Here is a 23,699-nt window from a genome sequence, read left to right on the forward strand (position 1 = left end):
TCTGTGGAGCGTGGGAGCACATGGAACGTGAGTGGCGCAAGAGCACGCGTTCGTCCGCCGGCGGCCCGGAGTGCGTGGAAATCGCGCTCGACGCCGTGCGCGCCGGCGTGCGCGATTCGAAGAACCGAACCGCCGGCGAGTTGGACTTCGGTTCCGCGCAGTGGTCGCGTTTCCTGGGTTCCGCGAAGAACGGCGCGCTCGACCCGCGCTGATTCCCCGATCCCCTAGGCCGACCGGTGGTGATGCCGCGCCGGCGGCCGAACACCCCTGAGCCCGACCGGCCCGGACCACTACCGAAGGTCAGGGGTCGTATCAGACTCCGGTCGGATGTGCGGTTCCGCCCGAACGCGGTGGACTTGTCCGGGGCCCGCTCCACGGGTCCCCACTCCACCCGTCCGACACCCGAAGGCCATACCCTGCGCGGCGGCACGTCCCGCGCGGCCGTTCACCGCGTCGGGCGCACACCGCGATCACTGGGGGACCACACATGGCTCTGCTGACCGACGCCCTGGAGGGACTGGCCGGTCTGCCCCAACCCGCCGTCCTGGCGGTCACGGGCGCGCTGACGCTGGCGGAGTGCACGCTGGGCGTCGGGTTCATCGCGCCCGGCGAGAGCGCCCTGCTGCTCGCCGCGACCACGGTCACCAGCGTGTCCAGGTTCCTGGTGATGTGGCTCGTGGTGTCGGTCTGCGCCGTCGCGGGCGACAGCATCGGCTACTTCCTGGGCCGCCGGTACGGCGACCGGCTGCGGGAGAGCCGCGTGGTGCGCAGGATCGGCCAGGAGCACTGGGACAAGGCCGGCGCCCTGCTGCGCAAGCGCGGCGCGTGGGCGGTGTTCGTCGCCCGGTTCATGCCGGTGGTCCGCACCCTGGTGCCGGCCTCGGCGGGCGCCTCGAAGCTGGAGTACCGCCGGTTCCTGCCCGCCTCGATCGCGGGCGCGGTGTGCTGGTCGGCGCTGCACATCGGCATCGGCTCGGCCGCGGGCGCCTCGGCGAAGTACATCGAGTCGGTCTTCAACGGGGCGATGTGGGGCCTCATGGGCGTCGCGGTCCTGGTGGGCGCCGTCGTGGTGCTGCGCCGCCGCCGGGCCGCCGCCCGCACCGCGCCGGCACCCGCGGAGCTGGAGGAAGTGGCCTGAGCCCGGACGCGTCGAAGGGGCCGCGGTCGGGGGTTCGGTTCCCGGCCGCGGCCCCTTCCACTGGGGGAGGGCAAAGGAGGAGGGCCATCCCCTACCGGATGACCCCTCTCCACGTGGAGAAGGGGACGAGGGCGGGCCGGCGTTCCGCCGCCGCGGGCTGGATGCCCCTTGCACGCCGGCCTGCCCTCGTCGTTCAGGGGGAGCAGCGGATGTTCCGCTGTCCGGTCCAACCTCCCCACCGGGGGTTCGCCCTGTGTGGTCGGTCGGACACGCTTAGCGTAAGAATGCGGCTACAGCGCGACTGGAGCCGGACTGAAGTGATCTCCTAGGCTCGGTCGCGGGAGAGACCTTCGAGAAGGATTCGGTCGGTGGAAGACGTCGGCGGGGAGCGCTTGCGGTTCGAGGTGCTCGGCCTCCTCCGGGCGGTGCGCGGCGGTGCGGAGGTGGACCTCGGCGCGGCGAAGCAGCGCGCCGTGCTGGCGGTGCTGCTGCTCGCCCGCAACACCCCGGTCAGCCGGGACCAGATCATCGAGGCGGTGTGGGGCGACACCCCGCCCACCAGCGCGGTCAACCTCGTGCAGACCTACGTCGCCGGTCTGCGCCGCGCCCTGGAGCCCCGCCGCGCCCGTCGCGCCCCGGCCGAGCTGCTGACCTCCGTCGGTGACGGCTACCTGCTGCGGGTGGCCGCGGGCGCGGTCGACCTGGACGACTTCGAGCGCGGGGTGGTGGCCGCCGGGCGGCTGCGCTCCGCCGGCGACCTGGTGGCCGCCGCCGACGCCCTCGACGACGCCCTGCGCCTGTGGCGCGGCGAACCCCTCGGCGGGATCGTCGGCCTGTTCGCCGAGGTGGAGCGGGACCGCCTGGTGGAACGGCGGCTCGCCGTGCAGGAGGAGCGCGCCGAGCTGATGCTGCTGATCGGCCGCGGCGCGGAGCTGGTCGGGCCGCTGACCGCCCTGGTCGGCGAGCACCCGCTGCGGGAGCGCGGGCACGGGCTGCTGATGCGCGCGCTGTGCCAGGCGGGCCGGCAGGCCGAGGCGCTGGCCGCCTACCGGGACGCGCGCCGGGTGCTGATCGACGAGCTGGGCGTCGAACCGGGCCCGGAGCTGCGCAAGCTCCAGCAGGCCGTGCTGGCGGGGGAGAACCCCGAGCCGGAGCCGCCCACCCGCCCGATGACGCTGCCCGCGACCCCCGAGCCCGCGCCCGCCATCACGCCCGCCCAGCTGCCGCGCGCCTCGGTGACGCTGATCGGCCGCGACGACGAGCTCGACCGCCTCGACGGCCTGCTCGCCGCCCACCCCGACGGCGGCCTGGTCCTCGTCGTCACGGGTCCCGCCGGCGTCGGCAAGACCGCGCTCGCCCTGCACTGGGCGCACCGGGTCCGCGAGGACTTCCCGGACGGCCAGCTCTACGTGGACCTGCACGGCTACGACCCCAACCAGGAGCCCCTGGGCGCGGGGGAGGTCCTCAACCGCCTGCTGCGCGCGCTCGGCGTGTCGTCGGCGGACCTCCCGGTCACCGTCGAGGAGCGCTCGGCGCTGTTCCGGACGCTCACCGCCGACCGGCGCACCATCGTGATGCTCGACAACGCCCGCGGCTCGACCGAGCTGCTGCCCCTGCTGCCGGGCCCGCCCTCGTGCGTGCTGGTGACGTCCCGCCGGCGGTTGGTCGGCCTGGTCGCGCACGCCGAGGCGCGCCTGGTCGAGCTGGACATGCTGGACGTGGACGCCGCGGTGGCGGTCGTCGGCCGGGTGGCGGGCCGGGACGGCACCGAGTCCGCCGCGCTGCGCCGGCTGGCCGTGCTGTGCGACGGGCTGCCGCTGGCGCTGCGCATCGCCGCCGCGCGCCTGGCCGTGGCGCCGTCGCTGAAGGTCGCCGAGCTGGTGGCCGAGCTGGACGACGAGCACGGCAGGTTGGCCGCGCTGGGCCTGGAGGACGAGGACTCCACCGTGCGGGCCGCCCTGGACGCGTCCCGCCGCGCGCTGTCCCCGCTGCCGGCGCGGCTGCTGGCCCTGCTGGGCCTGCACCCCGGCCCGGACGTGACCGCGCACGTCGCCGCCGCCATGGCCCGCGTCCGGCTGGGGGAGGCGCAGCGCGCCCTGGACTCGCTGGTCACCGCGAACCTGCTGTCGCCCACCGAGACGGGCCGCTACGGCGCGCACGACCTGGTCCGCGTCTACACCCGCACGCTGGCCGCCGAGCTGGCCCCCGGGGAGCGCCACCTGGCGACCAGCCGGATGCTCGACTACTACCTGCACTGCGCCGACCTCGCGGACGGCCTGCTGCCGGTGGGCCGGGGCAGCGTCCGGGTGGCACCGGAGCACGTGCCGGCCGAGGTGCCGGGGTTCGCCGGGTCGGCCGAGGCCATCGCCTGGCTGGACGCCGAGCAGGGCAACATCATCGCCGCCGCCGAGCTGGCCGCCGAGGGCGGCGACCGGGCCTGGCTGGTGCACGCCTGGCAGCTGCCGTACACGCTGTCCCGGTTCTTCTGGCTGCGCGCCGACCGGGCGACCTGGCTGCACACCACGGAAGCCGCGCTCAAGGCCGCCACGACGCTGGGCGACCCCGAGGGCCGGTTCGTCATGCTGTTCAACCTCGGCGCCGCCCTGGCGCACTTCCAGCGCATGGACGAGTCGCTGGCGCGGCACCGCGAGGCCCTGGAGGTGGCCCGCGCCTGCGGTGACGTCAACGCCCAGGCGCGCGCGCTCACCACGGTCGCCGACATCCTCCAGCACCTGGGGCGCGCCGACGAGTCCGAGGCGTCCTACCGGGAGGCGCTGGCGGTCAGCCGCGCCGCGGGGGCGCGCTGGGCCGAGGCCAGCGCCCACCACAACCTGGGGCTGCTGCAACTGGCGTCGCGCCGCTACGACGACGCGAAGTCCTGGCTGCGCGCCGCCGTGGACATGTACCGGGAGGTGGGCGAGCAGTGCGGCGAGTCCACCTGCCACACCGACCTCGCCATGGTGCTGCTGGAGTCCGGCGAGCAGGCGGACGCGGTGGCGTCGGCGCGGACCGCGCTCCAGGTGGCCTCGGCCGCGGCCAGCCCGTACCACCAGGCGATGGCCCACGACCGGCTGGCGACCGTGTTCGACCGGCAGGGCACGCCGGGCGCGATCGCGCACTGGCAGCGGGCGCTGGCGCTGCTGACCGAGCTGCGCGCGCCGGAGGCCGACCAGGTCAGGGCGCGCCTGGCCCGCGCCCGCGCCGCCGCGTCGACCTGAGGCCGGCGCGGCGGACCCCTGATCGGTTGAGTGGGCTGGACCTATTGACAGATAGGTCTAGACCTCTTGAGCTTTCGGGGAGCTGCGTCGTGGCCGCCGCCTGGTGCAGGAGGCACCCGAGTGCGCAAGGTCGGTCCCGGAAACCTGCTGCCGCTGTTGGCGTTGTTCGCCACGGTGGCCGGACTCGTCGTCACCGCCGCGTCCCCGTCGCCCGCCGGTGCCGCCGCCGGGGAGGAGTGCCGCCCCGACGGCCTCTACCAGACCCCCGGCGTCGCCGTCCCGTACTGCACGGTCTACGACACCGAGGGCCGCGAGCGGATGGGCGCGGACCACGCCCGCCGCGTCATCGGCTACTTCACGAGCTGGCGCACCGGTCGCGGCGGCACGCCCGCCTACCTCGCGCCCGACATCCCGTGGGACAAGGTCACGCACCTCAACCACGCGTTCGCCCACCTCGACGCGCAGTACCGGGTGTCGGTCGGTCCCGACGGCCCGGACAACCCGTCCACCGGCATGACGTGGCCGGGCGCCGACCCCGACCCGACCCTGTCCTACAAGGGGCACTTCAACCTGCTCGCCAAGCACAAGAAGCAGCACCCGGACGTGAAGACGCTGATCTCCGTCGGCGGCTGGGCCGAGACGGGCGGTTTCCCCGGCCCCGACGGCACCCGCACCGCGTCCGGCGGCTTCTACGAGCTCGGCGCGCAGCCCCGGGCGACCGTCGACGCGTTCGCCGACTCGGCGGTGGAGTTCATCCGGGAGTACGGCTTCAACGGCGTGGACATCGACTACGAGTACGCCACGTCGAACAACCACGCGGGCAACCCCGACGACTTCCGGATCTCCGACGCCAACCGCGGCACGCTGTGGGCCGGCTACGAGAAGATCATGAAGTCGCCGCGGGAGAAGCCGGACCGCGCCTCCGCGCAGGACGGCAGGCACTACCTGCTCACCGCCGCCGTGCCCGCGTCGGGCTGGCCGCTGCGCGGGCAGGAGGCGTACCAGGTCACCCGCTACCTCGACTACCTCGACGTGATGTCCTACGACCTGCACGGGGCGTGGAACCACTTCGTGGGGCCGAACGCCGCGCTCCACGACGACGGCGAGGACGGCGAGCTGGCCGCGGGCGGTGTCTACACCGCGCCGCAGTACGAGGGCATGGGCTACCTCAACACCGACTGGGCGTACCACTACTACCGCGGCGCGATGCAGGCCGGGCGCATCAACATCGGCGTGCCGTTCTACGGCCGGGGCTGGCAGGGCGTCACCGGCGGCGTCGACGGCCTGTGGGGCCGCGCGGCCCTGCCCGACCAGACCAAGTGCCCGCCCGGCACCGGTTCCACCGTCGGCAGCACCACCCCGTGCGGCACGGCGCGGTCGGCATCGACGACCTGTGGCACGACTCCACCGCCGGCGGCGCCGAGGTGCCCAGCGGCGTGAACCCCCTGTGGCACACCAAGAACCTGGAGCACGGCATCACGCCGGACTACCTGGCGCGGCACGGCCTCGACCCGGTCGGCGACCCGACCGACCGCCTCACCGGCGACTACACCCGCCACTACGACAGCACGCTCACCGCGCCGTGGCTGTGGAACGCCGAGAAGAAGGTCTTCCTGTCCACCGAGGACGAGCAGTCCATCGCCGCGAAGGCGAAGTACGTGGCGGACAAGGGCCTCGGCGGCATCATGATCCGGGAGCTGGCGGGCGACTACCGCTTCGTCGCCGCCAAGGGCCAGTACACCGTCGGCGACACCCTGCTCACGAAGATCGACGAGGGCCTGCGCGCCGCCGCGCCGTACGGCAACCGCAAGGCGACCGGTCCCGCGCCGTCCCGCGTGCCGGACGTCTCCGCCACCGTGTCCGGGTTCGCGCTGGGCGACAGCAACTACCCGATCACGCCCGAGCTGAGGATCACCGACAACTCCACCACCACGATCCCCGGCGGCGCGAAGGTCGAGTTCGACTACGGCACCAGCGCGCCGGGCAGCATGTCCGACCAGTCGGGCTTCGGCCTGCGGGTCGTCGCCAAGGGCCACTCCGGCTCCGACGTCGGCGGCCTCAGGGGCGACTTCCAGCACGTCGAGCCGACCCTGCCGACCTGGCAGCCGCCGGCGCCCGGCGCCTCGGTGGAGGTGGCGCTGAGCTACCAGCTGCCGATCGCCTCGCCGTCGAACTTCCGGATCACCTTCGGCGGACAGGTCCACGCCATCGCCTCCGACCACCCGCGCGGCGTCGCCGGCGGTCCGGACCCGACCACCACGACCACGACCACGACGACCGACCAGCCGGGCTGCGCCACGCCCGCGTGGGACCGCGCCAAGGTCTACAACAGCGGCAACGAGGTGTCGCACCGCGGCGGGAAGTGGACGGCCCGGTGGTGGACGCAGGGCGAGGAGCCCGGCGCCACGGGCGAGTGGGGCGTCTGGCGCGACCTCGGGGCCTGCTGACACCGGTCCGGGGTAAGGCCTTCGGAGCACCCCTTACCCGCCGCCTGCCACGCCTCGCGGCGGCGGGTAAGGGAACCACCCCCGCGGTGCGCGCGGACGACCGATGCCCGCACCGGCGCCTCAGCACGACTCTTCACGTCATCGGACACGACGACACGAGGAGCACGTCATGGAGTGGACGCCCGAGGCGGTCAAGGCGGAGATCGACTACCGGCAGGCCGCGCTGCGCGCGGACGCGGCGCGGGCACGCGCCTCCCGCCAGCCCCGCACGCCGAGGCGCCCGTGGTGGAGGGGACTGGGCCACCGCGCGGCGCCGGAGGCGGGCGAGGGGGGAAATCGCCGCCCGGAGGCCGCCTGAGGTGTGACAGCATGCCAGGTGTGGCACGCCTCGGTTCCGGAATTCCCTTGGTGGCGCGTAGCCGGGAGATGGCCAGGCTCCGCGCCGCCCTCGACGACGCCGCGCGCGGCACGGCGGGCGCGGTCCTGCTCGCCGGCGACGCGGGCGTCGGCAAGAGCCGGCTGGTGGACGAGCTGACCGCCGCCGCGGGCGACGCGCTCGTGCTCACCGGGCGCTGCCTGGACGTCGGCGAGACCGGCCTCCCGTACCTGCCCTTCACCGAGGCCCTCGGGCAGGTGCGGGAGGCGGGCCTGCTCGACGTCGCCGCCCGGCCCGCGCTGGCCCCGCTGATCCCCGAACTCGCCCTGCCGGCCGCCCACGAGGGCGGCCGGTCCGTGTCCGGCGCGCCGCACCCGGTCGGCCGCCGCTCCGAGCAGGACGTCGGTCAGCTCCGGCTGTTCGACGCCGTGCACGGCCTGCTCGGCGACCTGGCCGGCGAGCGGCCCGTGCTGCTGGTCCTCGAAGACCTGCACTGGGCCGACGCCTCCACCCGCCACCTGCTGTCCTTCCTGCTCTCCCGGCTGCGCGCGCAGCGGCTGCTCGTCGTCGCCACCTACCGCTCGGACGACCTGCACCGCAGCCACCCGCTGCGGCCCCTGCTCGCCGAGCTGGTGCGGCTGCCCGCCGTGCAGCGGCTCGACCTGACCCCGCTCAGCGCGATCGACGCCCGCTCGTTCGTGGCCGCGCTGTCCGACGACCTGCCCGACGACGTGGTGCTGGAGGTCGCCGAGCGCTCGGACGGCAACCCGTTCTTCGCCGAGGAGCTGATCGCGTTCGCCACCTCCGGCGCCGGGCACGTGCCGTGGACGCTCGCCGAGGTGCTGCTGGCCCGCGTCGAGCGCCTCGGACCGGAGGCGCAGCGCGTCGTGCGGATCGCCTCCGTCGCGGGCCGGTCGGTCCGGCACGGGCTGCTGCGCGACGTGGCGGCCGTGGACGACGTCGCGCTCGACACCGCCCTGCGCGAGGCCGTGCAGCACCACGTGCTGCTGGTGGACCGCGCCGGCGGCTACGCGTTCCGGCACGCCCTGCTGCGCGAGGCCGTGTACGGCGACCTGCTGCCCGGTGAACGCGCCCGCCTGCACTCCGCGTACGCCGACCGCACCGCCGCCGGCGGCGGCCGGGGCGCCGCCGCCGCGCTCGCCCACCACAGCCTGGAGTCCCACGACCTGCCCCGCGCGCTGCGCGCGTCGGTCGAGGCCGCGCAGGAGGCGCAGGCCGCCGGCGCGCCCGCCGAGGCGCTGAGGCACCTGGAGCGGGCGCAGGAGCTGTGGCCCGCCGTCCCGGAGGCCGACCGGCCGCCGGGCGTGAGCGAGCTGGTGCTGCTGCGCCGCGCGTCGTGGGCGGCGGGCACGTCCGGCCACCCGGAGCGGGCCGTCGCGTTCGCCCGCACCGGCACGACGGTCCTCGACGGGGTCGACCCGGAGACCGCGGCCGAGATGTGGCGGCGCTTCGCGCAGGCGTTGCAGGTGCTCGACGGCACCGAGGACGAGGAGTTCCGCGCCATCGAGGAGGCGTGGCGGCTCGTGTGCGACCGGCCCGCGTCCCCGGCCCGCGCCTGGGTGCTGGCGGTGTGGGCGGCGGCGCTGCGCCACGACCGCGAGTACGCGCGGGCCCGGGAGCGCGCCGGGCTGGCGGTGGCCGACGGCCGCGCGGCGGGCGCCGAGGCGGCGGTGGCGGACGCGCTGACCACGCTGGGCCTGCTCGACGAGGCCGCGGGCGAGGTGTCCCCGGCCCGCGAGCACCTGACCGCGGCCGTGGCGTGCGCGATGGAGGCCGACGCGGTCAGCACCGAGCTGCGCGCCCGCTACTTCCTCGGTGTGCACCACTACGACCTGGGCGAGCCGGCCGAGGCCGCGCGGGTGTTCGACGAGGGCGTGGCGCGGGCCAGGGCGACCGGCCTCACGTGGAGCTCCTTCGGCGTGGAACTGCGCATCCTCCAGGTGCTGACCAAGTACTGCACCGGCGCGTGGGACGACGCGGCGACCGCCGCCGAACCGCCGGGCCTGCGCGTGTCGAGCACGGTGTCCGCGCGGCTCGCCGCGGCCGGCACGCACGTCGCGGTCGGCCGGGGCGAGTTCGAGCAGGCCGAGCGGATGATCCGCGAGCTGCGCGCCGACTGGCACCGCGACCTCCAGATCGCGCTCATCACCGGCGGCACGGGCGCCGAACTGGCGCTGTGGCGCGGCAAGCCGGAGCTGGCCGTGGAGCGGGTCGCCGACGCCGTGCAGTGGTCGCGCCAGGGCGACGAGTGGTTCCTGGCGGGCATCCGGCTGGCGGCCCTGGGCGTCGCCGGGCACGCCGACCTGGCCGTGCGGGCGCGGCGGCGGCGCGACCGGGCCGCGGAGGAGGCGGCGGTGCGCGCCGGGCGCGAGCTGGCCGGGTACGCCCGCACCACGGCCGACCTGGGCACGCCGCGCACCGGCGAGCTGGGCCCCGAGGGACGCGCGTGGCTGGCCCGCGCCGCCGCCGAGGAGTCCCGGCTGACCGGTCCCGGCGACCCGGCGCTGTGGCGGCGCGCCGCGGACGGGTTCGACTTCGGGGCGGTGTTCGAGCAGGCCGTGTGCCGGTGGCGGCTGGCCGAGGCGCTGCTGGCCGCCGACCTGCGCGACGAGGCGGTGACCGCGCTGCGGCAGGCCGGCGCGGTGGCCGACCGGCTGGGTGCGGCGCCGTTGCGGGAGGCGCTGGACCTGGTGGCCCGGCGGGCGCGGGTGGCGCTGCGCGACACGGGGCCGCGCGACCGGGTGGACCCGTTCACGCCGCGCGAGCGGTCGGTGCTGGAACTGGTCGCGCGGGGGCGCACCAACCGGCAGGTGGGCGAGGAGCTCTACATCTCCGAGAAGACGGTCAGCGTGCACCTGAGCCGGATCATGGCCAAGCTCGGCGCGAGCAGGCGGGCCGAGGCCGTGGCGAACGCCTTCGACCGGGGCCTGCTCGACCTGCCCGACTGACGCGGCGCCGGACCGGGCGGCGTCAGACCTCAGGACCACCCGGCGTCATCCCGCCGGCTGACGGCGCGTTCCGCCGCCGAGGTGACGACCGGTTACGCCCGCCGGCCATAGCTTTCTCCCCGATCGAGAAGACCGAGGGAATGAGGGAGCATGTCCGCACTGGTGTCCGACGTCGGGACCCGCACCGCCGCAGAGGCCGCGAACCTGGTGAAGGTGTACGGCAAGGGCGACACCGCGGTCCGCGCCCTCGACGGGGTGAGCGTCGCCTTCGAGGCGGGCCGCTTCACCGCGATCATGGGGCCCTCGGGCTCCGGCAAGTCCACGCTGATGCACTGCCTCGCCGGGTTGGACAACGTCGACGGCGGCAACGTGCGCATCGGCGGCACCGAGATCACCTCGCTCAACGACAAGGACCTGACCAAGCTGCGCCGCGACCGCGTCGGCTTCGTGTTCCAGGCGTTCAACCTGCTGCCCACGCTCACCGCCGAGGCCAACATCCTGCTCGGCCTGGAGCTGGCCGGCCGCAAGCCCGACCGCGAGTGGTTCGACAACATCGTCGACGTCCTCGGCCTGCGCGACCGCCTCGCGCACAAGCCCACCGAGCTGTCCGGCGGCCAGCAGCAGCGCGTGGCCTGCGCCCGCGCCCTGGTCGCGCGGCCCGACGTGGTGTTCGCCGACGAGCCGACCGGCAACCTGGACTCGCGCTCCGGCGCCGAGGTCCTCGACTTCCTGCGCATGTCGGTGCGCAAGCTCGGCCAGACCGTGATCATGGTGACGCACGACCCGGTCGCCGCGTCCTACGCGGACCGCGTCGTGCTGCTCGCCGACGGCCGGCTCGCGGGCGACATCGCCAACCCGACCGCGGACTCCGTGCTCGCGGCCCTGAAGCACCTGGGCGCGTGACCTGATGCTCCGCACGATCATCGCGGGCCTGCGGGCCCGCACCGCGCGCCTCGTCCTCTCCTCGGTGGCGATCGCCCTCGGCGTCGCGTTCGTGACCGGCACGCTCGTGCTCGGCGACGCGATGAACGCGAGCCTGCACGACCAGTTCGCCAGGAGCGCGCGCAACGTCGACGCCTCCATCACCCCGTCCGGCACGTCGGAGGACGGTCCGAAGGGCATCACGCCGGAGGTGCTGGAGAAGGTCCGGCAGACCCCCGGCGTGGCCGGCGTCGACACCCGCTACCTCGCGTCCGTCCCGCTCATCGGCGGCGACGGCAAGGCCAAGAACGCGTGGGGCGCGCCGCTGGCCTCCACCGAGCGGCTGCGCGAGTTCGACCTCGTCGACGGGCGCTACCCGACCGGTGACGACGAGATCGCGGTCGACGAGCGCACCGCCTCGACCGCGAAGCTCACCGTCGGCGGCACGGTCACGCTGCTGGCGCCGGACCAGTCGGAGCGCGCGTTCACCGTCGTCGGCACCTACGCGCAGGGCGTCGGCCGGGTCCAGGTGTCGGGCAACGACCACGTCGTGCTCACGCCCGCCGCGCTCCGGGAGTTCGCCGAGGACCGGCCGCCCTACGAGGTGGTCGTCGTGGCCGCGCCCGGCGTCACCCAGCAGCAGCTGGTGGACGACCTCCGCGAGGCCGTCGGCGGGGACGGTTACCGGTTCCTGACGGGCGAGGAGCTGACGCGGGAGGCGCTGCGCCAGGTCGCCTCCCAGGCCGGCGAGTTCACCACCGTGCTGCTCGCGTTCGCGCTCATCGCGCTCGTCGTCGCGGCCATGGTCATCTACAACACGTTCACCATCCTGGTCGCCCAGCGCACCCGCGAGCTGGCCCTGATGCGGTGCGTGGGGGCGAGCCGCGCCCAGGTGTTCCGCGGCGTGCTGGCCGAGGCGCTGGTGATGGGGCTCGTCGCGTCCGTGCTCGGCCTGTTCGCCGGGCTCGGCGTCTCCGCGCTGCTCCAGAAGGTGATCGGGAGCTTCGACGGCGGCACCGGCGCGGTGAGCCTGCCCGTGTCGGCGACCACCGTGCTGGCCGCGTTCGCCGTGGGCACCCTGGTGACCGTGCTGGCCGCCGTGCTGCCCGCCCGCAAGGCGACCCGCGTGCCGCCGGTGGCCGCGCTGCGCAGCCAGCCCGACAGCGGCGAGGAGGTCCGGCGCACCGGCGTGCTGCGGGTCCTGACGGCCGCGCTGTTCGCGGTGGTCGGCGTCGGCGCGATCGTGCTGGGCATGGGCATCGACGACGAGAACGCGTCGATGGTCGTCAGCGGCGGGGGCACCATGGCGCTGCTCGCCGCCGTGATCGTCCTCGGCCCGCTGCTGGTCGGACCGGTCAACCGGGCGCTCGGCGTCGTGCCGCGGATGCTGTTCGGCGTGCCCGCGAAGCTGGCCTCCGCCAACGCCGCCCGCAACCCCAAGCGCACCGCCGCGACCACCGCCGCGCTGCTCATCGGCGTGACCGTCGTGTCCCTGGTGACGGTGGTCGCCAACAGCGCGAAGGAGACCGCGAACGCCCAGATCGACCAGCGGATGCCCGCCGACTACACGGTGACGTCCTCCGTCCACGACCGCCCGCTGCCCGAGCGGCTGGCGACCGACCTCGCCGCGGTCCCCGAGGTCGAGGAGGTCGCGCCCACCACCCGCGTGTACGGCGACCGGGCGTACTTCGACGGCGTCCCGCGCGACGCGCTGGGCGACCTGTTCCGACCGGAGGTCACGAGCGGTTCGCTCGACGACCTGGTCGACGGCGCGGTGGCCGTGCGGGACGAGTACGCCACCGAGGCCGGCCTGTCCGTCGGGTCGACGCTCACCGTCCGCGAGTCCGAGGGCGGCGGGTCGCAGGACCTCCGCGTGGTGGCCGTGGTCACCGGCAACGGGCTGCCGGACGGCCTGATGACGCTGGAGACGTCGAAGCGGTTCACGCGGGCCGCCGAGGGCTACGACAGCATCCTGATCAAGCTGCGCGACGGCGCGGCGAACGGCCGCGCGGCGGTCGAGGAGGTCACCGACGCGTCGCCGCTCGCCGTGCTCGACAGCGCCGCGGAGACCAAGGAGCAGCTGAACTCGCAGCTCGACCAGGTGCTCGGGTTCATCTGGGCGCTGATCGGGTTGGCCGTCGTGATCGCCCTGTTCGGCATCGCCAACACGCTCACCCTGTCGGTGCTGGAGCGGACCCGCGAGTCGGCGCTGCTGCGCGCGCTCGGCCTGACGCGGGGCCAGCTGCGCCTGATGCTGGTGATCGAGTCGGTCCTGATGGCGGTGATGGGCGCGGCGATCGGCCTGGTGCTGGGCATCGGGTTCGGCTGGGTGGTCATCGAGGCCGTGTCGTCGGACACCGTGCCGTTCGACCTGGTCGTGCCGTTCGGGCAGATCGGCGTGATGCTGGCGGGCGCCGTGGTGGCCGCGGTCCTGGCCGCCGCCCTGCCCGCCCGGCGCGCGGCCCGCACCTCCGTGATCGCGGGCATCGCCGAAGCCTGACCGCGAACGCACGACACGAGGGTCGCGAACGCACGACTCGCCGGGGACGAACGCACGACACGCCGAACACCGCGCGTGTCGTGCGTTCGCGTCCGGCGTGTCGTGCGTTCGCGTCCGGCGAGTCGTGCGTTCGCGGGAATCGCGGGGGCGCGCGTCACGGTTCGGCGCGGTTCGCCTCTAACGGGGTGCGGGGTGGCCCGAGCGAGGGCCGGGCCACCCCGCGTCGTGCGTTCCGCCGCCTCCGGGCTCACACAACGTCATTTCTGGTCGCTCCTCGTTACGGGAGCGCTTCAGAAAGTTACGGAACGGTGTCGAGAATCCCGGTACTCCTTGACGTGCCGTGCCGCGGGTCACAGGGTGAGAGCGCTCTCATGAGAGCGCTCTCACGACGTCGGGCGGTTCCCGGCGAGTGCGTCGAGGAGGACGGATGAGCAGGACTTCGGTCGGCCGGACGACGGCGATCACCGCGGTCGCCCTGACCGCCACGCTGGTGGCGGCCTGCGGCGGCGGGGGAGGTGACGCGGGTGACGGCACCGTGAAGCTGTCGATCGGCATCTTCTCCGACTTCGGGTTCACCAACCTGATCAAGGAGTACCAGGAGTCGCACCCAGGCATCGAGATCGAGCAGCGCACGGTCAAGATGGAGCAGCACCACACGCAGCTCGCCACCCAGCTCGCGGGCGGCCGGGGCGCGGCGGACATCGTGGCGATCGAAGAGGGCAACATCGCCCAGTTCCGCCAGTCCAAGGACAAGTTCGTCAACCTCGCCGACCACGGCGCCCTGGAGCTGAAGGACCAGTGGGCGGCCTGGAAGTGGAACCAGGGCACCACCGACGACGGGAAGTTCGTCCTGGGCCTCGGCACCGACATGGGCAGCCTCGCCCTGTGCTACCGGCGCGACCTGTTCCAGGCCGCCGGGCTGCCCGTCGAGCGCGAGGAGGTCGGCAAGCTCTGGCCGACCTGGGAGAAGTACCTGGAGGTCGCCGACACCTTCACCGCCAAGACGCCGGACAAGAAGTTCGTCGACGCCGCCCAGAACGTCTACAAGGCCATCCTCGACCAGACCGAGGAGGGTTACTTCGCCAAGGCAGACGACGGCTTCATCGCCGACTCCAACGACAAGGTGGAGAAGGCGTTCACCCTGGCCGCGAGCCTCGGCGAGAAGAAGCAGACCGGCGCGCTGGCCCCGTTCAGCCAGGACTGGAACGTCGCCCTCAAGCAGGCGTCCTTCGCCACCACCACGTGCCCGGCGTGGGCGCTCGCGCTGATCAAGGCCGGCGCCGGCGACGAGGCCGCGGGCAAGTGGGACGTCGCCGCCGCGCCCGGCGGTGGCGGCAACTGGGGCGGCTCGTTCCTGGCCGTGCCGAAGCAGGGCGAGCACGTCAAGGAGGCCGCGGAGCTGGCCAAGTGGCTGACCGCGCCCGAGCAGCAGAAGCGGATCTTCAAGGAGACCGGCAACCTGCCCAGCCAGCCCGCCGCGTACCAGGACCCCGAGGTCACCGCGACCACGAACGAGTACTTCAACTCCGCGCCCGTCGGCCGGATCTTCGGCAACTCCGCCGAGAACCTGAAGCCGACCTACCGCGGCACCAAGGACTCCGTGGTCACGCCGGTGTTCAACAACGCGCTCTCCCGCGTGGAGACCGGCAAGCAGTCCGGTGCGGAGGCGTGGGAGCAGGCCGTGAACGAGGCGAAGGCGGCGTCCGCCAAGTGACGGTCGCGCCCGAACGGACGGCGGCGGGACGGGGCACGACGCCCGTCCCGCCGCCCGTGCGCCTGTCGTGGCGGGACAAGCTCACCCGGTGGGACGGCAAGTACACGCCGTACCTGATCATCGCGCCGTTCTTCCTGGTGTTCGGCGTCTTCGGCCTGTACCCGCTGCTCTACACCGCCTGGGTCTCCCTGCACGACTGGCAGCTCATCGACGGCGACCAGGGCTTCACCGGCCTCGCCAACTACGCCGAGCTGCTCTCCGACGGCAACTTCTGGAACGCGCTGGGCAACACGGTCAGCCTGTTCCTGCTCTCGACCGTGCCCCAGCTGTTCGCCGCGCTCGGCCTGGCCGCCCTGCTCGACCGGGGACTGCGCGGCCGGGCGTTCTGGCGGGCCGGCGTGCTGCTGCCCAACGTCATCTCGGTCGCCGCCGTGGCGCTGGTGTTCGCCCAGCTCTACGGCCGCGACTTCGGCATCGTCAACTCGCTCCTCGGCCTGGTCGGCGTCGACCCGGTGGACTGGCGGGCCGAGACGTGGGCCTCGCACCTGGCCATCAGCTCGATGGTGATGTGGCGGTGGGTCGGCTACAACGCGCTCATCTACCTGGCCGCCATGCAGTCCGTGCCCAAGGACATGTACGAGTCGGCGATGCTCGACGGAGCGTCCCGGTGGCGGGTGTTCTGGTCGATCACCGTGCCGAGCATCCGGCCGACGCTCCTGTTCACCGTCATCGTGTCCACCATCGGCGGCATGCAGCTGTTCGTCGAGCCGCAGCTGTTCGACCCGGGCGGCACGGCCACCGGCACCGGCGGCGACGACCGGCAGTTCCAGACCCTGGTGATGTACCTGTACGAGAAGGGCTTCCGGTTGTTCGACGCGGGCTACTCGTCGGCCATCGCGTGGGTGCTGTTCCTGCTCATCCTCGTGGTGGCGATGGTCAACTTCGCGGTGACGCGGCGCATCGCGTCGAAGGGGTGAGGCCGGTGCGCGCGAAGTTCTCCGCCACCAAGGCCGGACCGCTCGCCTACGCGGTGCTGGTCGTGGTGCTGCTCGCGTCGGTCTTCCCGCTCTACTACTCGTTCCTCATCGCCAGCAAGGACAACTCGGCGCTCGGCGAGGCGGTGCCGTCGCTCGTGCCGGGCGGCAACCTGTTCGAGAACCTGGCCCGCGTGTTCGACACCGTCGACTTCTGGCTCGCCATGCAGAACTCGCTGGTCGTCGCGGGCACGGTGGCGATCAGCAACGTCGTGCTCGGCACGCTCGCGGGCTTCGCGTTCGCCCGGCTGCGGTTCCGGGGCGGCAACGCGCTGTTCCTGGTCGTCGTCGGCACGTCCATGGTGCCCACGCAGCTCGGCGTCATCCCGCTCTACATGCTGATGTCGGACCTCGACTGGTACGGCACGCTCCAGGCGGTCATCGTGCCCGCGCTGATCGGCGCGTTCTCGGTGTTCTGGATGCGCCAGGCGTGCGAGGAGTCCGTGCCGTTCGAGCTGGTCGAGGCCGCGCGGGTGGACGGCTGCTCGGTGCTGCGGACGTTCTGGCACGTCGCGTTCCCGGCGGTGCGGCCGCAGGCGGCGGTGATGGGCATGTTCACGTTCATGACGGCCTGGAACGACTTCTTCTGGCCGCTGATCGTGCTGGACCCGAACGACAGCCCGACCGTGCAGGTGGCGCTGTCCACGCTGGCGAGCGGCTACTACACGGACTACTCGCTGATGCTCTCCGGCGCGTCGCTCGCGGTGCTGCCGGTCGTGGCGATCTTCCTCCTGCTGGCACGGCAGATCGTCGGCGGGATCATGCAGGGCGCGGTCAAGGGGTGAGGACTCGAATGACGACAACCGACCCGGCCACCGAGGTCGACCTGCTGCGCTTCCCGCCGGACTTCCTGTGGGGCGCGGCGACGGCGGCGTTCCAGATCGAGGGCGCCACCACCGAGGACGGGCGCGGACCGTCCATCTGGGACACCTTCGCGGCACGCCCGGGCGCGGTGCTGGGCGGCGACACGGGCGATCCGGCGTGCGACCACTACCGGCGCTACGCCTCGGACGTGGAGCTGGTGGCCGGGCTGGGCCTGGGCGCCTACCGGTTCTCCGTCGCGTGGCCGCGCGTGCAGCCCACCGGCGCAGGCCGCGTCGAGCCGAGGGGGCTCGACTTCTACGACCGCCTGGTGGACGAGCTGCTCGGCCGGGGCGTGCGCCCGGTCGCGACGCTCTACCACTGGGACCTCCCGCAGGCGCTGGAGGACGCGGGCGGGTGGCGGTCGCGCGACACGTCGTACCGGTTCGCCGACTACGCGGCGTTCGTGCACGAGCGCCTGGCCGACCGGGTGCAGCTGTGGACGACGCTCAACGAGCCGTGGTGCTCGGCGTTCCTCGGGTACGCCGACGGCGTCCACGCGCCCGGCGTGGTCGACCCGAAGGGCGCGCTGGAGGCCGCGCACCACCTGCTGCTCGGTCACGGCCTGGCGGTGGAGGCGATGCGCGCGCAGGCGCCGGCGGACCACCGGCTCTCCATCGTGCTGAACTTCTGCTCGGTGACGCCGGACTCCGACCCCGAGGCGGCCCGCCGCGTCGACGGCCTCCAGAACCGGCTGTTCCTCGACCCGCTGGCCGGTCGCGGCTACCCGGAGGACGTGCTGGCCGACACCGCGTGGCTGGGCGACTGGTCCGCGGTGGTGCGGGAGGGCGACCTGGACGTGATCGCCGCGCCCCTCGACTGGATGGGCGTCAACTACTACAGCCCCACCCGCGTCGCGCTGTCCGACGACCCGGCGTTCGTCCCCGGCGGCCCGCACCCCGGTCTGCGCGGGGTCGAGTTCCTGCCCGCGAGGGGGGAGGTCACCGGGTTCGGCTGGGAGGTGGACGCGTCGTCGTTCACCGCCCTGCTGGAACGCCTGGGCCGGGACGTCGACGTGCCGCTGGTGGTCACCGAGAACGGGTCGGCGTTCCCCGACGAGGTCGTGGACGGCGAGGTGGACGACGTCGAGCGGACCCGCTACCTGGTCGACCACCTGCGCGCCGTGCACCGGGCGGTGCAGGCGGGCGTGGACGTGCGCGGGTACTTCGCGTGGTCGCTGCTGGACAACTTCGAGTGGGCCGCCGGGTACAGCCAGCGGTTCGGCATCGTGCACGTGGACTACGCCACGCAGGTCCGCACGGTGAAGCGCAGCGGCCGCACCCTCGCCCGCGTGGTGGGCGCGAACGCCGTGCCGGCGACCGGGTACGACGTGGTGTGACGCCGGGTCCGGCGGGCCGGGCCCTCCGAGGGGAGGGGCCGGCCCGCTACGGCGCGGACTCGCGCTTGACCAGGGTGGTCGGCAGCACCTCGCGCCGCGCCTTGACCGGCTCCTCGCGCAGCAGCCGCAGCAGGTGGGTGACCATGTGCCGCACCTGGGCGGTCGTGTCCTGCCGCACGCTGGTCAGGGAGGGGGTGGTGTGCGGCGCGATCATCGGGTGGTCGTCGAAGCCGACGACCGCCACGTCCTCCGGCACGCGCCTGCCCGCCTCGCGCAGCGCGTCCAGCGCGCCCGCCGCCATGTGGTCGGAGGCGATGAACGCGGCGTCGAGGTCGGGCACCCGGGCCAGCAGCGCCTGCATGGCGCGCTTGCCGCCCTCGCGGGAGAAGCCGCCGTCCTCGGTCATCAGCTGCGTGGTCTCGTCGTCGGCGCCCACCGCGAGCCGCCAGCCCGCGAGCCGGTCCATCGCCGAGTGCTCGTCCAACGGGCCCGTCACCGACACGATCTTCTTGCGCCCCATCGAGATCAGGTGCTCGGTGGCGAGCAGGCCGCCGCCCTCGTTGTCGTGGTCCACGAGGTGCAGGCCGCGCAGCGAGCCCCACGGGCGGCCGGCGAAGACGGCGGGCAGCGGCAGCTTGCGCGTCGCCTGGAGGATCTGGTCGCCCTTGTGCGGGACGAACATCAGCGCGCCGTCCACGTGCCCGCCGGCCAGGAACCGCTCGGCGCGCGCCTGGTCCTGCGGCGAGTGCACCAGCATCAGCACCATCTGCACGTCGGCGTCGGCGAGCGCGCGCGCCGCGGAGCGGATCAGCCACGCGAAGTGCGGGTCGTCGAAGATCTTCGGCTCCGGCTCGGAGAACACCACCGCCACCGCGCCGGTCCGCCTGGTCACGAGGGCCCGCGCGGCGTGGTTGGGCTGGTAGCCCAGCTCCACCACGGCCGCGGTGACCGCCTCGTGCGCCTCCGGGCTCACCCGGGGTGAGGCGTTGAGCACCCGCGACGCCGTCGCACGGGAAACGCCAGCCTTCGCCGCTACGTCCTCCAGCGTGGGCCGGGCGCTGTGCGATTGGACGGACACGAGCACCACTCCTCGACGATCGCCGTACGAGGTCCAGCTTAGCCCGAGGCGATCTGTTGGGAAGCGCTCTCACGCACGCCCGGACGGGCGATCCCCGCACCGGTCGCGGAGATCGACACGCGGTGCAGGCCGTCCTCCCGGCGGGTCGACGCGACCAGGCCCGCGCGGGCCGCCGTGCGCACCAGCCCGGTCTCCGCGGGCAGGCACCAGCCGACCAGTTCCGCGTACCCGGCGGCACGCGCGGTGCGGACCAGCGCGCCGAGCAGCGCCGTCCCCACGCCCCGACCCTGCCAGGCGTCCTCCACCAGCAGCGACACCTCGGCGCTGTCCGGAGTGGACATCGGGATCAGCTGGCCGAGCGCGATGACCCGGTCGGCGCAGTGGGCGACGACCGTGGTGCCGCGCGGCGGGCTGAGCAGCCGGTGGAGCCAGCGCCTGGGCACGGTCCGCACCCCCGCGTGGTACCGGTTGAACAGGGTGCCCATCGAGCAGCGCGCGTGCAGCGCGGCCACCGCGTCCTCGTCACCCGTGCGGCCGGGCCGCAGCACGACGGCCATGCCGTCCCCGGTGACCAGCGCGGTCGGCTGCGGCGCGACCACGCCGCCGCCCGCCAGCAGGTCCAGCAGTGCCCGCGCCCGCGCCAGCTCCACCTGCGTGAACGGCGCCCAGCCGCGCCGGGCGACGACCACCGTGCCGTCCCGCGCGACGAGTCGCGCGGAGTTCTCGCCGGGGTCCTCGACGCCGCTGTCGGGCACGGCCACCACCGAGTCGGCCGCCAGCACGGCGCGCAGCGCGTCGCACAGCGTGCCGGGGTCGCGCACGGCGTGGCCGGCCGCCCGCAGGGCCGCCGTCGGCGCGTCCACCAGGTCGCGCACGTCCGCCCGGGTGATGCCGACGCACCGGCCGCCCTCGGCCCGCACGGCCGCGACCAGGTCGGCGGGCAGCAGGTCCGGGTCGCCGCCCCGCACGACCAGCTCGTCGAGCACCCCTCCGGGCACCGGGATCACGGACAGGGCCAGCACGTTGCAGTCCCGGTCGGCCAGCCTCGTGGTGATCCGGGCCAGCGCGCCGGGGCTGTCGTCGAGCTCGACGCGCAGCCGCCAGGTCTTCGGTGTGGGCTCCATGCGCCCAGGCTGCTGCGGCGAGGTTGCCGATCGGGGACGCGGGCGTTTCGGGCCCGTTGACGATCCCGTCGGTCCCGTCGGCCCGGCGTCAGTCCCGGCAGGAGGGCGGCGGCAGCGGGTTGAGCGGGCTGCACGGCCACTCGGTGCTGCGCGTCTTCGTGGTCGTGGTCACCGGCGGCGGCGCCTCGGTGGTCTCCACCGGCGGCGGTGGCGGCGCGACCGGTGTCGGGGTGGTGGTCGTCGTGGTCCTCACCGTCGTCGTGGTGGTCGAGCTCGACGGCGCGGTCACCGCGTCGGTGGTCACCGCGCTCGGCGTCGACGACGTGGTGGTCGACGGGCGACCGGTGATCCAGGTCGAGGAGGGGATGTCGGCGTCCGCGCCGCCGGCCGACGCGTCGATGTACAGGCCGATGAGGACCCCCGTCAGCGCCGACGCCGCCACGGCCAGGCCGCACGTCGCCCACAGCACCCGCACCGCAGTCCTCCTCAGAACGCATCCGTGCAGCACACGCCGAGCGGCAGAACAGTACCGCCCGGCGGAAGCGGGGTCGGCGGGCCCGGGCCGGCCCCGCTCACCCGCGTTCCCCGCGTCGCAGCGCCGCCAACCTGCGATCCAGCGTCGCCGTGCCCAGCACGCGCGCCAGCACCAGCCCGGCCCCGGACAGGCCCGCCACCAGCACCGCGCCGGTCATGTGCCAGGTCGGCGAATCACCCGTACAGGTGAATACCTCGGTGAACTTCTCCGACGAGCAGGTGACGAACGGGACCGGGGCCAACCCGATGCTCGCCGCCGACACCCCGCCGAGCAGCGCGGAGCCGAACGTGCGCATCAGCGGGAACGCGGCGTTGGCCGCGCCGACCGCCGCGATGGCGAACAGCAGCGGCACGGGGCTGGGGAACGAGCCGAACAGGGCGCACCCGAGCATCAGCGCGCACACGACCGCCAACCCCGCCCTTTCGCCCACCGGGTGACCCTAACAACGCCGCCGCGCGACGTCAGGACTTCGTAAGGCGATTCGCGGACACGGGTGACGCCCGATTCGCCAGGCTTGTCGGGAGTCCCCGACCGGGGACGGACGAGGAAGGCGGACGATGTCCAAGCGCGTGGTCGTGACCGTGGTGGCCGGTGTCGTGGTGGTGGGGCTCGTGGTGGGGGTGGCGCTGTTCCAGCCGTGGCGGCTGTGGACGGACCGGACGGCCGACGAGGCCCTCCTCGTCCCGGTCGCGACGGCCCCGGCCACGTCGGCGGCGTCCACCGCGTCGGCGGTCCCGACCACCACGACGCCGGCGGGGCCGGTGGCGCTGGCCTCCGGCCCGTTCCGCTCGCTGGAGCACGCCACGACGGGCAGCGCGACGCTGGTCCGGCTGCCGGGTGGTGGGCACGCCGTGCAGTTCGAGTCGCTGGACACCAGTGACGGCCCGGACCTGTACGTGTACCTGTCGGACAAGCCCTCGGACTCGCCGGAATCCGCGTTCGGCTCCGGTTTCACGAACCTGGGGAAATTGCGGGCGAACCGGGGCGACCAGGTCTACGAAGTGCCGGCCGGAACGGCCTTGGACGCCGTCCGCAGCGTCGTGATCTGGTGCGAGAGGTTTTCCGCCGGGTTCGCCGTAGCACCCCTGGAACAGCCGTGACACCGCGCGGAAACACGAACCCGGCGACCCGGGCGGGTTCCGGGCTTTCGCCGTATTGACGTATCTGGTCTAGACCACATAGGGTGATGGGCAGCACAACGTCCCTCGTGGGTGGGCGGGCGGATGCCCCACCGACGAGGAGCCGGCTCACTGGGGTGGGCCACCCGTTGGCGGCGGCGCGGCACCTCTCTCCCCGAGTCGCGCCGCCGCACACGGTCCCCGGACGTGACGCACGCCGCACCTGATGCACACTGGGTGCGATGCTCACCAGGACCATCGCCATCCACTACGTGACCGCGGCGCTGCGCGGGGCGGTTCGGTGCGGTCACGACCCCGCGGAGTTCCTCGGACCCGCCGGGATCGGCGAGGCGCTGCTGGGCGACGAGCGCGCCAGGGTCACGCCCGAGCAGTACTCCACGCTGGTCAGGGCCCTGTGGGACGTGCTGGGCGACGAGTTCGTGGGCCTGGGGCCGAGGCCGAGCAAGCGCGGCACGTTCGCCACGATGTGCCTGCTCGCGGTGCACTGCCCGTCGCTGGACGACGCGCTGCGGCGCGGGCTCGCGTTCTACGGGCTGTTCGACGTGCGGCCCGCGATGGCGCTGGGCGAGCGGGACGGCGCCGCCGCGTTCACCCTGGCCGCGCAGGACGTGGACGACCCGGACCGGTTCCTGGTCGAGTCGCTGCTGGTGCTGTGGCACCGCTTCTCGTCGTGGCTGATCGGGCGGCGCATCCCGCTGCGCGGCGTCGACCTGGCCTACCCCGAACCGCCGCACGGCGCGGAGTACCACCTGATCTTCGGGGCGCCGCTGAGGTTCGGCGCGCCCGCGACCACGCTCACGTTCGACACGCGGTTCCTGCGGATGCCGGTCGTGCAGGACGAGGCGGCGCTGCGGCGGTTCCTGCGCAACTCGCCCGCCGAGCTGCTCTCCCGGCGCGACTACGGCGCGGACGCGTCCAGCCAGGTCCGGCGGATGCTCGGCGGCGGGGTGGTGGGCCTGGACAACGTCGCCGCGCGGCTCGGCGTGAGCGCGCCGACCCTGCGCCGCAGGCTGACGGCCGAGGGCACGTCGTTCCGCGAGGTGCGCGAGCAGCTGCTGCGCGACCAGGCGGTGGCGAGCCTCGTGCGGGGCGGCGAATCGGTGGAGGAGCTGGCGCTGCGGCTGGGCTTCTCCGAGGCGAGCGCCTTCCACCGGGCGTTCAAGCGCTGGACGGGCACCAGCCCCGGCACCTACCGGGGCGGGGTCGGCTGACCCGGTGCGGAACTGCGGCCGAACGGACGTGTCCGGCGAATCTCCCACGCGGTGCACTGGTATCGCGAAAACTCATCACCACACCCCGCGGGAGT

At 74.0% G+C, this 23,699-nt stretch carries 19 protein-coding genes; 15 read left to right on the forward strand and 4 right to left on the reverse strand.

The features are described from left to right. The first annotated feature begins 20 nt into the window (after positions 1-20). The 13 genes from CKY47_RS30695 (at position 21) to CKY47_RS30750 (ending at position 18,517) form a co-directional block, all read left to right on the forward strand. Positions 21-212: a DUF397 domain-containing protein gene (locus CKY47_RS30695; RefSeq protein ID WP_306749818.1), complete on the forward strand. Its 192-nt coding sequence runs from the start codon at positions 21-23 to the stop codon at positions 210-212. A gap of 275 nt (positions 213-487) precedes the next feature. Then, a complete protein-coding gene (locus tag CKY47_RS30700) occupies positions 488-1,138 on the forward strand; it encodes a DedA family protein (protein ID WP_306749819.1) in 651 nt (216 codons plus the stop codon). A gap of 368 nt (positions 1,139-1,506) precedes the next feature. Further along, positions 1,507-4,356: an AfsR/SARP family transcriptional regulator gene (locus CKY47_RS30705; protein ID WP_306749820.1), complete on the forward strand. Its 2,850-nt coding sequence runs from the start codon at positions 1,507-1,509 to the stop codon at positions 4,354-4,356. A 120-nt stretch (positions 4,357-4,476) separates the two neighbouring features. After that, positions 4,477-5,796 carry a glycoside hydrolase family 18 protein gene (locus tag CKY47_RS37070; protein ID WP_371320762.1) on the forward strand — a complete coding sequence of 440 codons (1,320 nt, stop codon included), beginning with the start codon at positions 4,477-4,479 and terminating at the stop codon, positions 5,794-5,796. Continuing rightward, positions 5,718-6,803, forward strand: a complete 1,086-nt coding sequence (locus tag CKY47_RS37075) for a chitinase C-terminal domain-containing protein (protein WP_371320763.1) — start codon at positions 5,718-5,720, stop codon at positions 6,801-6,803. The genes CKY47_RS37070 and CKY47_RS37075 overlap by 79 nt, the downstream gene beginning before the upstream one ends. Before the next feature lie 169 nt (positions 6,804-6,972). After that, positions 6,973-7,161: a hypothetical protein gene (locus CKY47_RS30715; RefSeq protein ID WP_306749821.1), complete on the forward strand. Its 189-nt coding sequence runs from the start codon at positions 6,973-6,975 to the stop codon at positions 7,159-7,161. Between the two features lie 11 nt (positions 7,162-7,172). Then, a complete protein-coding gene (locus CKY47_RS30720) occupies positions 7,173-10,148 on the forward strand; it encodes a helix-turn-helix transcriptional regulator (RefSeq protein WP_306749822.1) in 2,976 nt (991 codons plus the stop codon). A 150-nt stretch (positions 10,149-10,298) separates the two neighbouring features. Further along, positions 10,299-11,051, forward strand: coding sequence for an ABC transporter ATP-binding protein (locus CKY47_RS30725; RefSeq protein WP_306749823.1), 753 nt, complete (start codon positions 10,299-10,301; stop codon positions 11,049-11,051). Between the two features lie 4 nt (positions 11,052-11,055). Continuing rightward, a complete protein-coding gene (locus CKY47_RS30730; protein WP_306749824.1) occupies positions 11,056-13,569 on the forward strand; it encodes an ABC transporter permease in 2,514 nt (837 codons plus the stop codon). A 427-nt stretch (positions 13,570-13,996) separates the two neighbouring features. Then, positions 13,997-15,283, forward strand: a complete 1,287-nt coding sequence (locus tag CKY47_RS30735) for an ABC transporter substrate-binding protein (RefSeq protein WP_306749825.1) — start codon at positions 13,997-13,999, stop codon at positions 15,281-15,283. Between the two features lie 56 nt (positions 15,284-15,339). After that, on the forward strand, positions 15,340-16,260 hold the full coding sequence (locus CKY47_RS30740; RefSeq protein WP_371320766.1) for a carbohydrate ABC transporter permease: 921 nt from the start codon (positions 15,340-15,342) through the stop codon (positions 16,258-16,260). A 5-nt stretch (positions 16,261-16,265) separates the two neighbouring features. After that, complete coding sequence (locus CKY47_RS30745; RefSeq protein WP_306749826.1) at positions 16,266-17,102, forward strand: carbohydrate ABC transporter permease; 837 nt, start codon at positions 16,266-16,268, stop codon at positions 17,100-17,102. Between the two features lie 8 nt (positions 17,103-17,110). Further along, a complete protein-coding gene (locus tag CKY47_RS30750) occupies positions 17,111-18,517 on the forward strand; it encodes a GH1 family beta-glucosidase (RefSeq protein WP_306749827.1) in 1,407 nt (468 codons plus the stop codon). Positions 18,518-18,563: 46 nt separating this feature from the next. Here the strand turns inward: CKY47_RS30750 and CKY47_RS30755 are convergent, their stop codons facing one another. The 4 genes from CKY47_RS30755 to CKY47_RS30770 all read right to left on the reverse strand — a co-directional run bounded on the left by CKY47_RS30755 (position 18,564) and on the right by CKY47_RS30770 (position 21,684). Then, positions 18,564-19,595, reverse strand: coding sequence for a LacI family DNA-binding transcriptional regulator (locus CKY47_RS30755; protein WP_306749828.1), 1,032 nt, complete (start codon positions 19,593-19,595; stop codon positions 18,564-18,566). A 38-nt stretch (positions 19,596-19,633) separates the two neighbouring features. Continuing rightward, complete coding sequence (locus CKY47_RS30760; RefSeq protein ID WP_306749829.1) at positions 19,634-20,719, reverse strand: GNAT family N-acetyltransferase; 1,086 nt, start codon at positions 20,717-20,719, stop codon at positions 19,634-19,636. Between the two features lie 88 nt (positions 20,720-20,807). Beyond that, the gene (locus CKY47_RS30765) at positions 20,808-21,194 is read right to left on the reverse strand and encodes a hypothetical protein (RefSeq protein ID WP_306749830.1); all 387 of its coding nucleotides are present in this window, start codon (positions 21,192-21,194) and stop codon (positions 20,808-20,810) included. A gap of 97 nt (positions 21,195-21,291) precedes the next feature. After that, positions 21,292-21,684: a hypothetical protein gene (locus CKY47_RS30770; RefSeq protein ID WP_306749831.1), complete on the reverse strand. Its 393-nt coding sequence runs from the start codon at positions 21,682-21,684 to the stop codon at positions 21,292-21,294. Positions 21,685-21,811: 127 nt separating this feature from the next. Between CKY47_RS30770 and CKY47_RS30775 the strand changes: the two genes are divergently transcribed. After that, complete coding sequence (locus tag CKY47_RS30775; RefSeq protein ID WP_306749832.1) at positions 21,812-22,354, forward strand: DM13 domain-containing protein; 543 nt, start codon at positions 21,812-21,814, stop codon at positions 22,352-22,354. A 260-nt stretch (positions 22,355-22,614) separates the two neighbouring features. Then, entirely contained in the window at positions 22,615-23,604 is a 990-nt protein-coding gene (locus tag CKY47_RS30780) for an AraC family transcriptional regulator (protein ID WP_306749833.1), read from the forward strand. The last annotated feature ends 95 nt before the right edge of the window (positions 23,605-23,699 follow it).

It is taken from the genome of Saccharothrix longispora (assembly GCF_030852425.1).
GTDB classification, from domain to species: Bacteria; Actinomycetota; Actinomycetes; order Mycobacteriales; family Pseudonocardiaceae; genus Actinosynnema; species Actinosynnema longispora.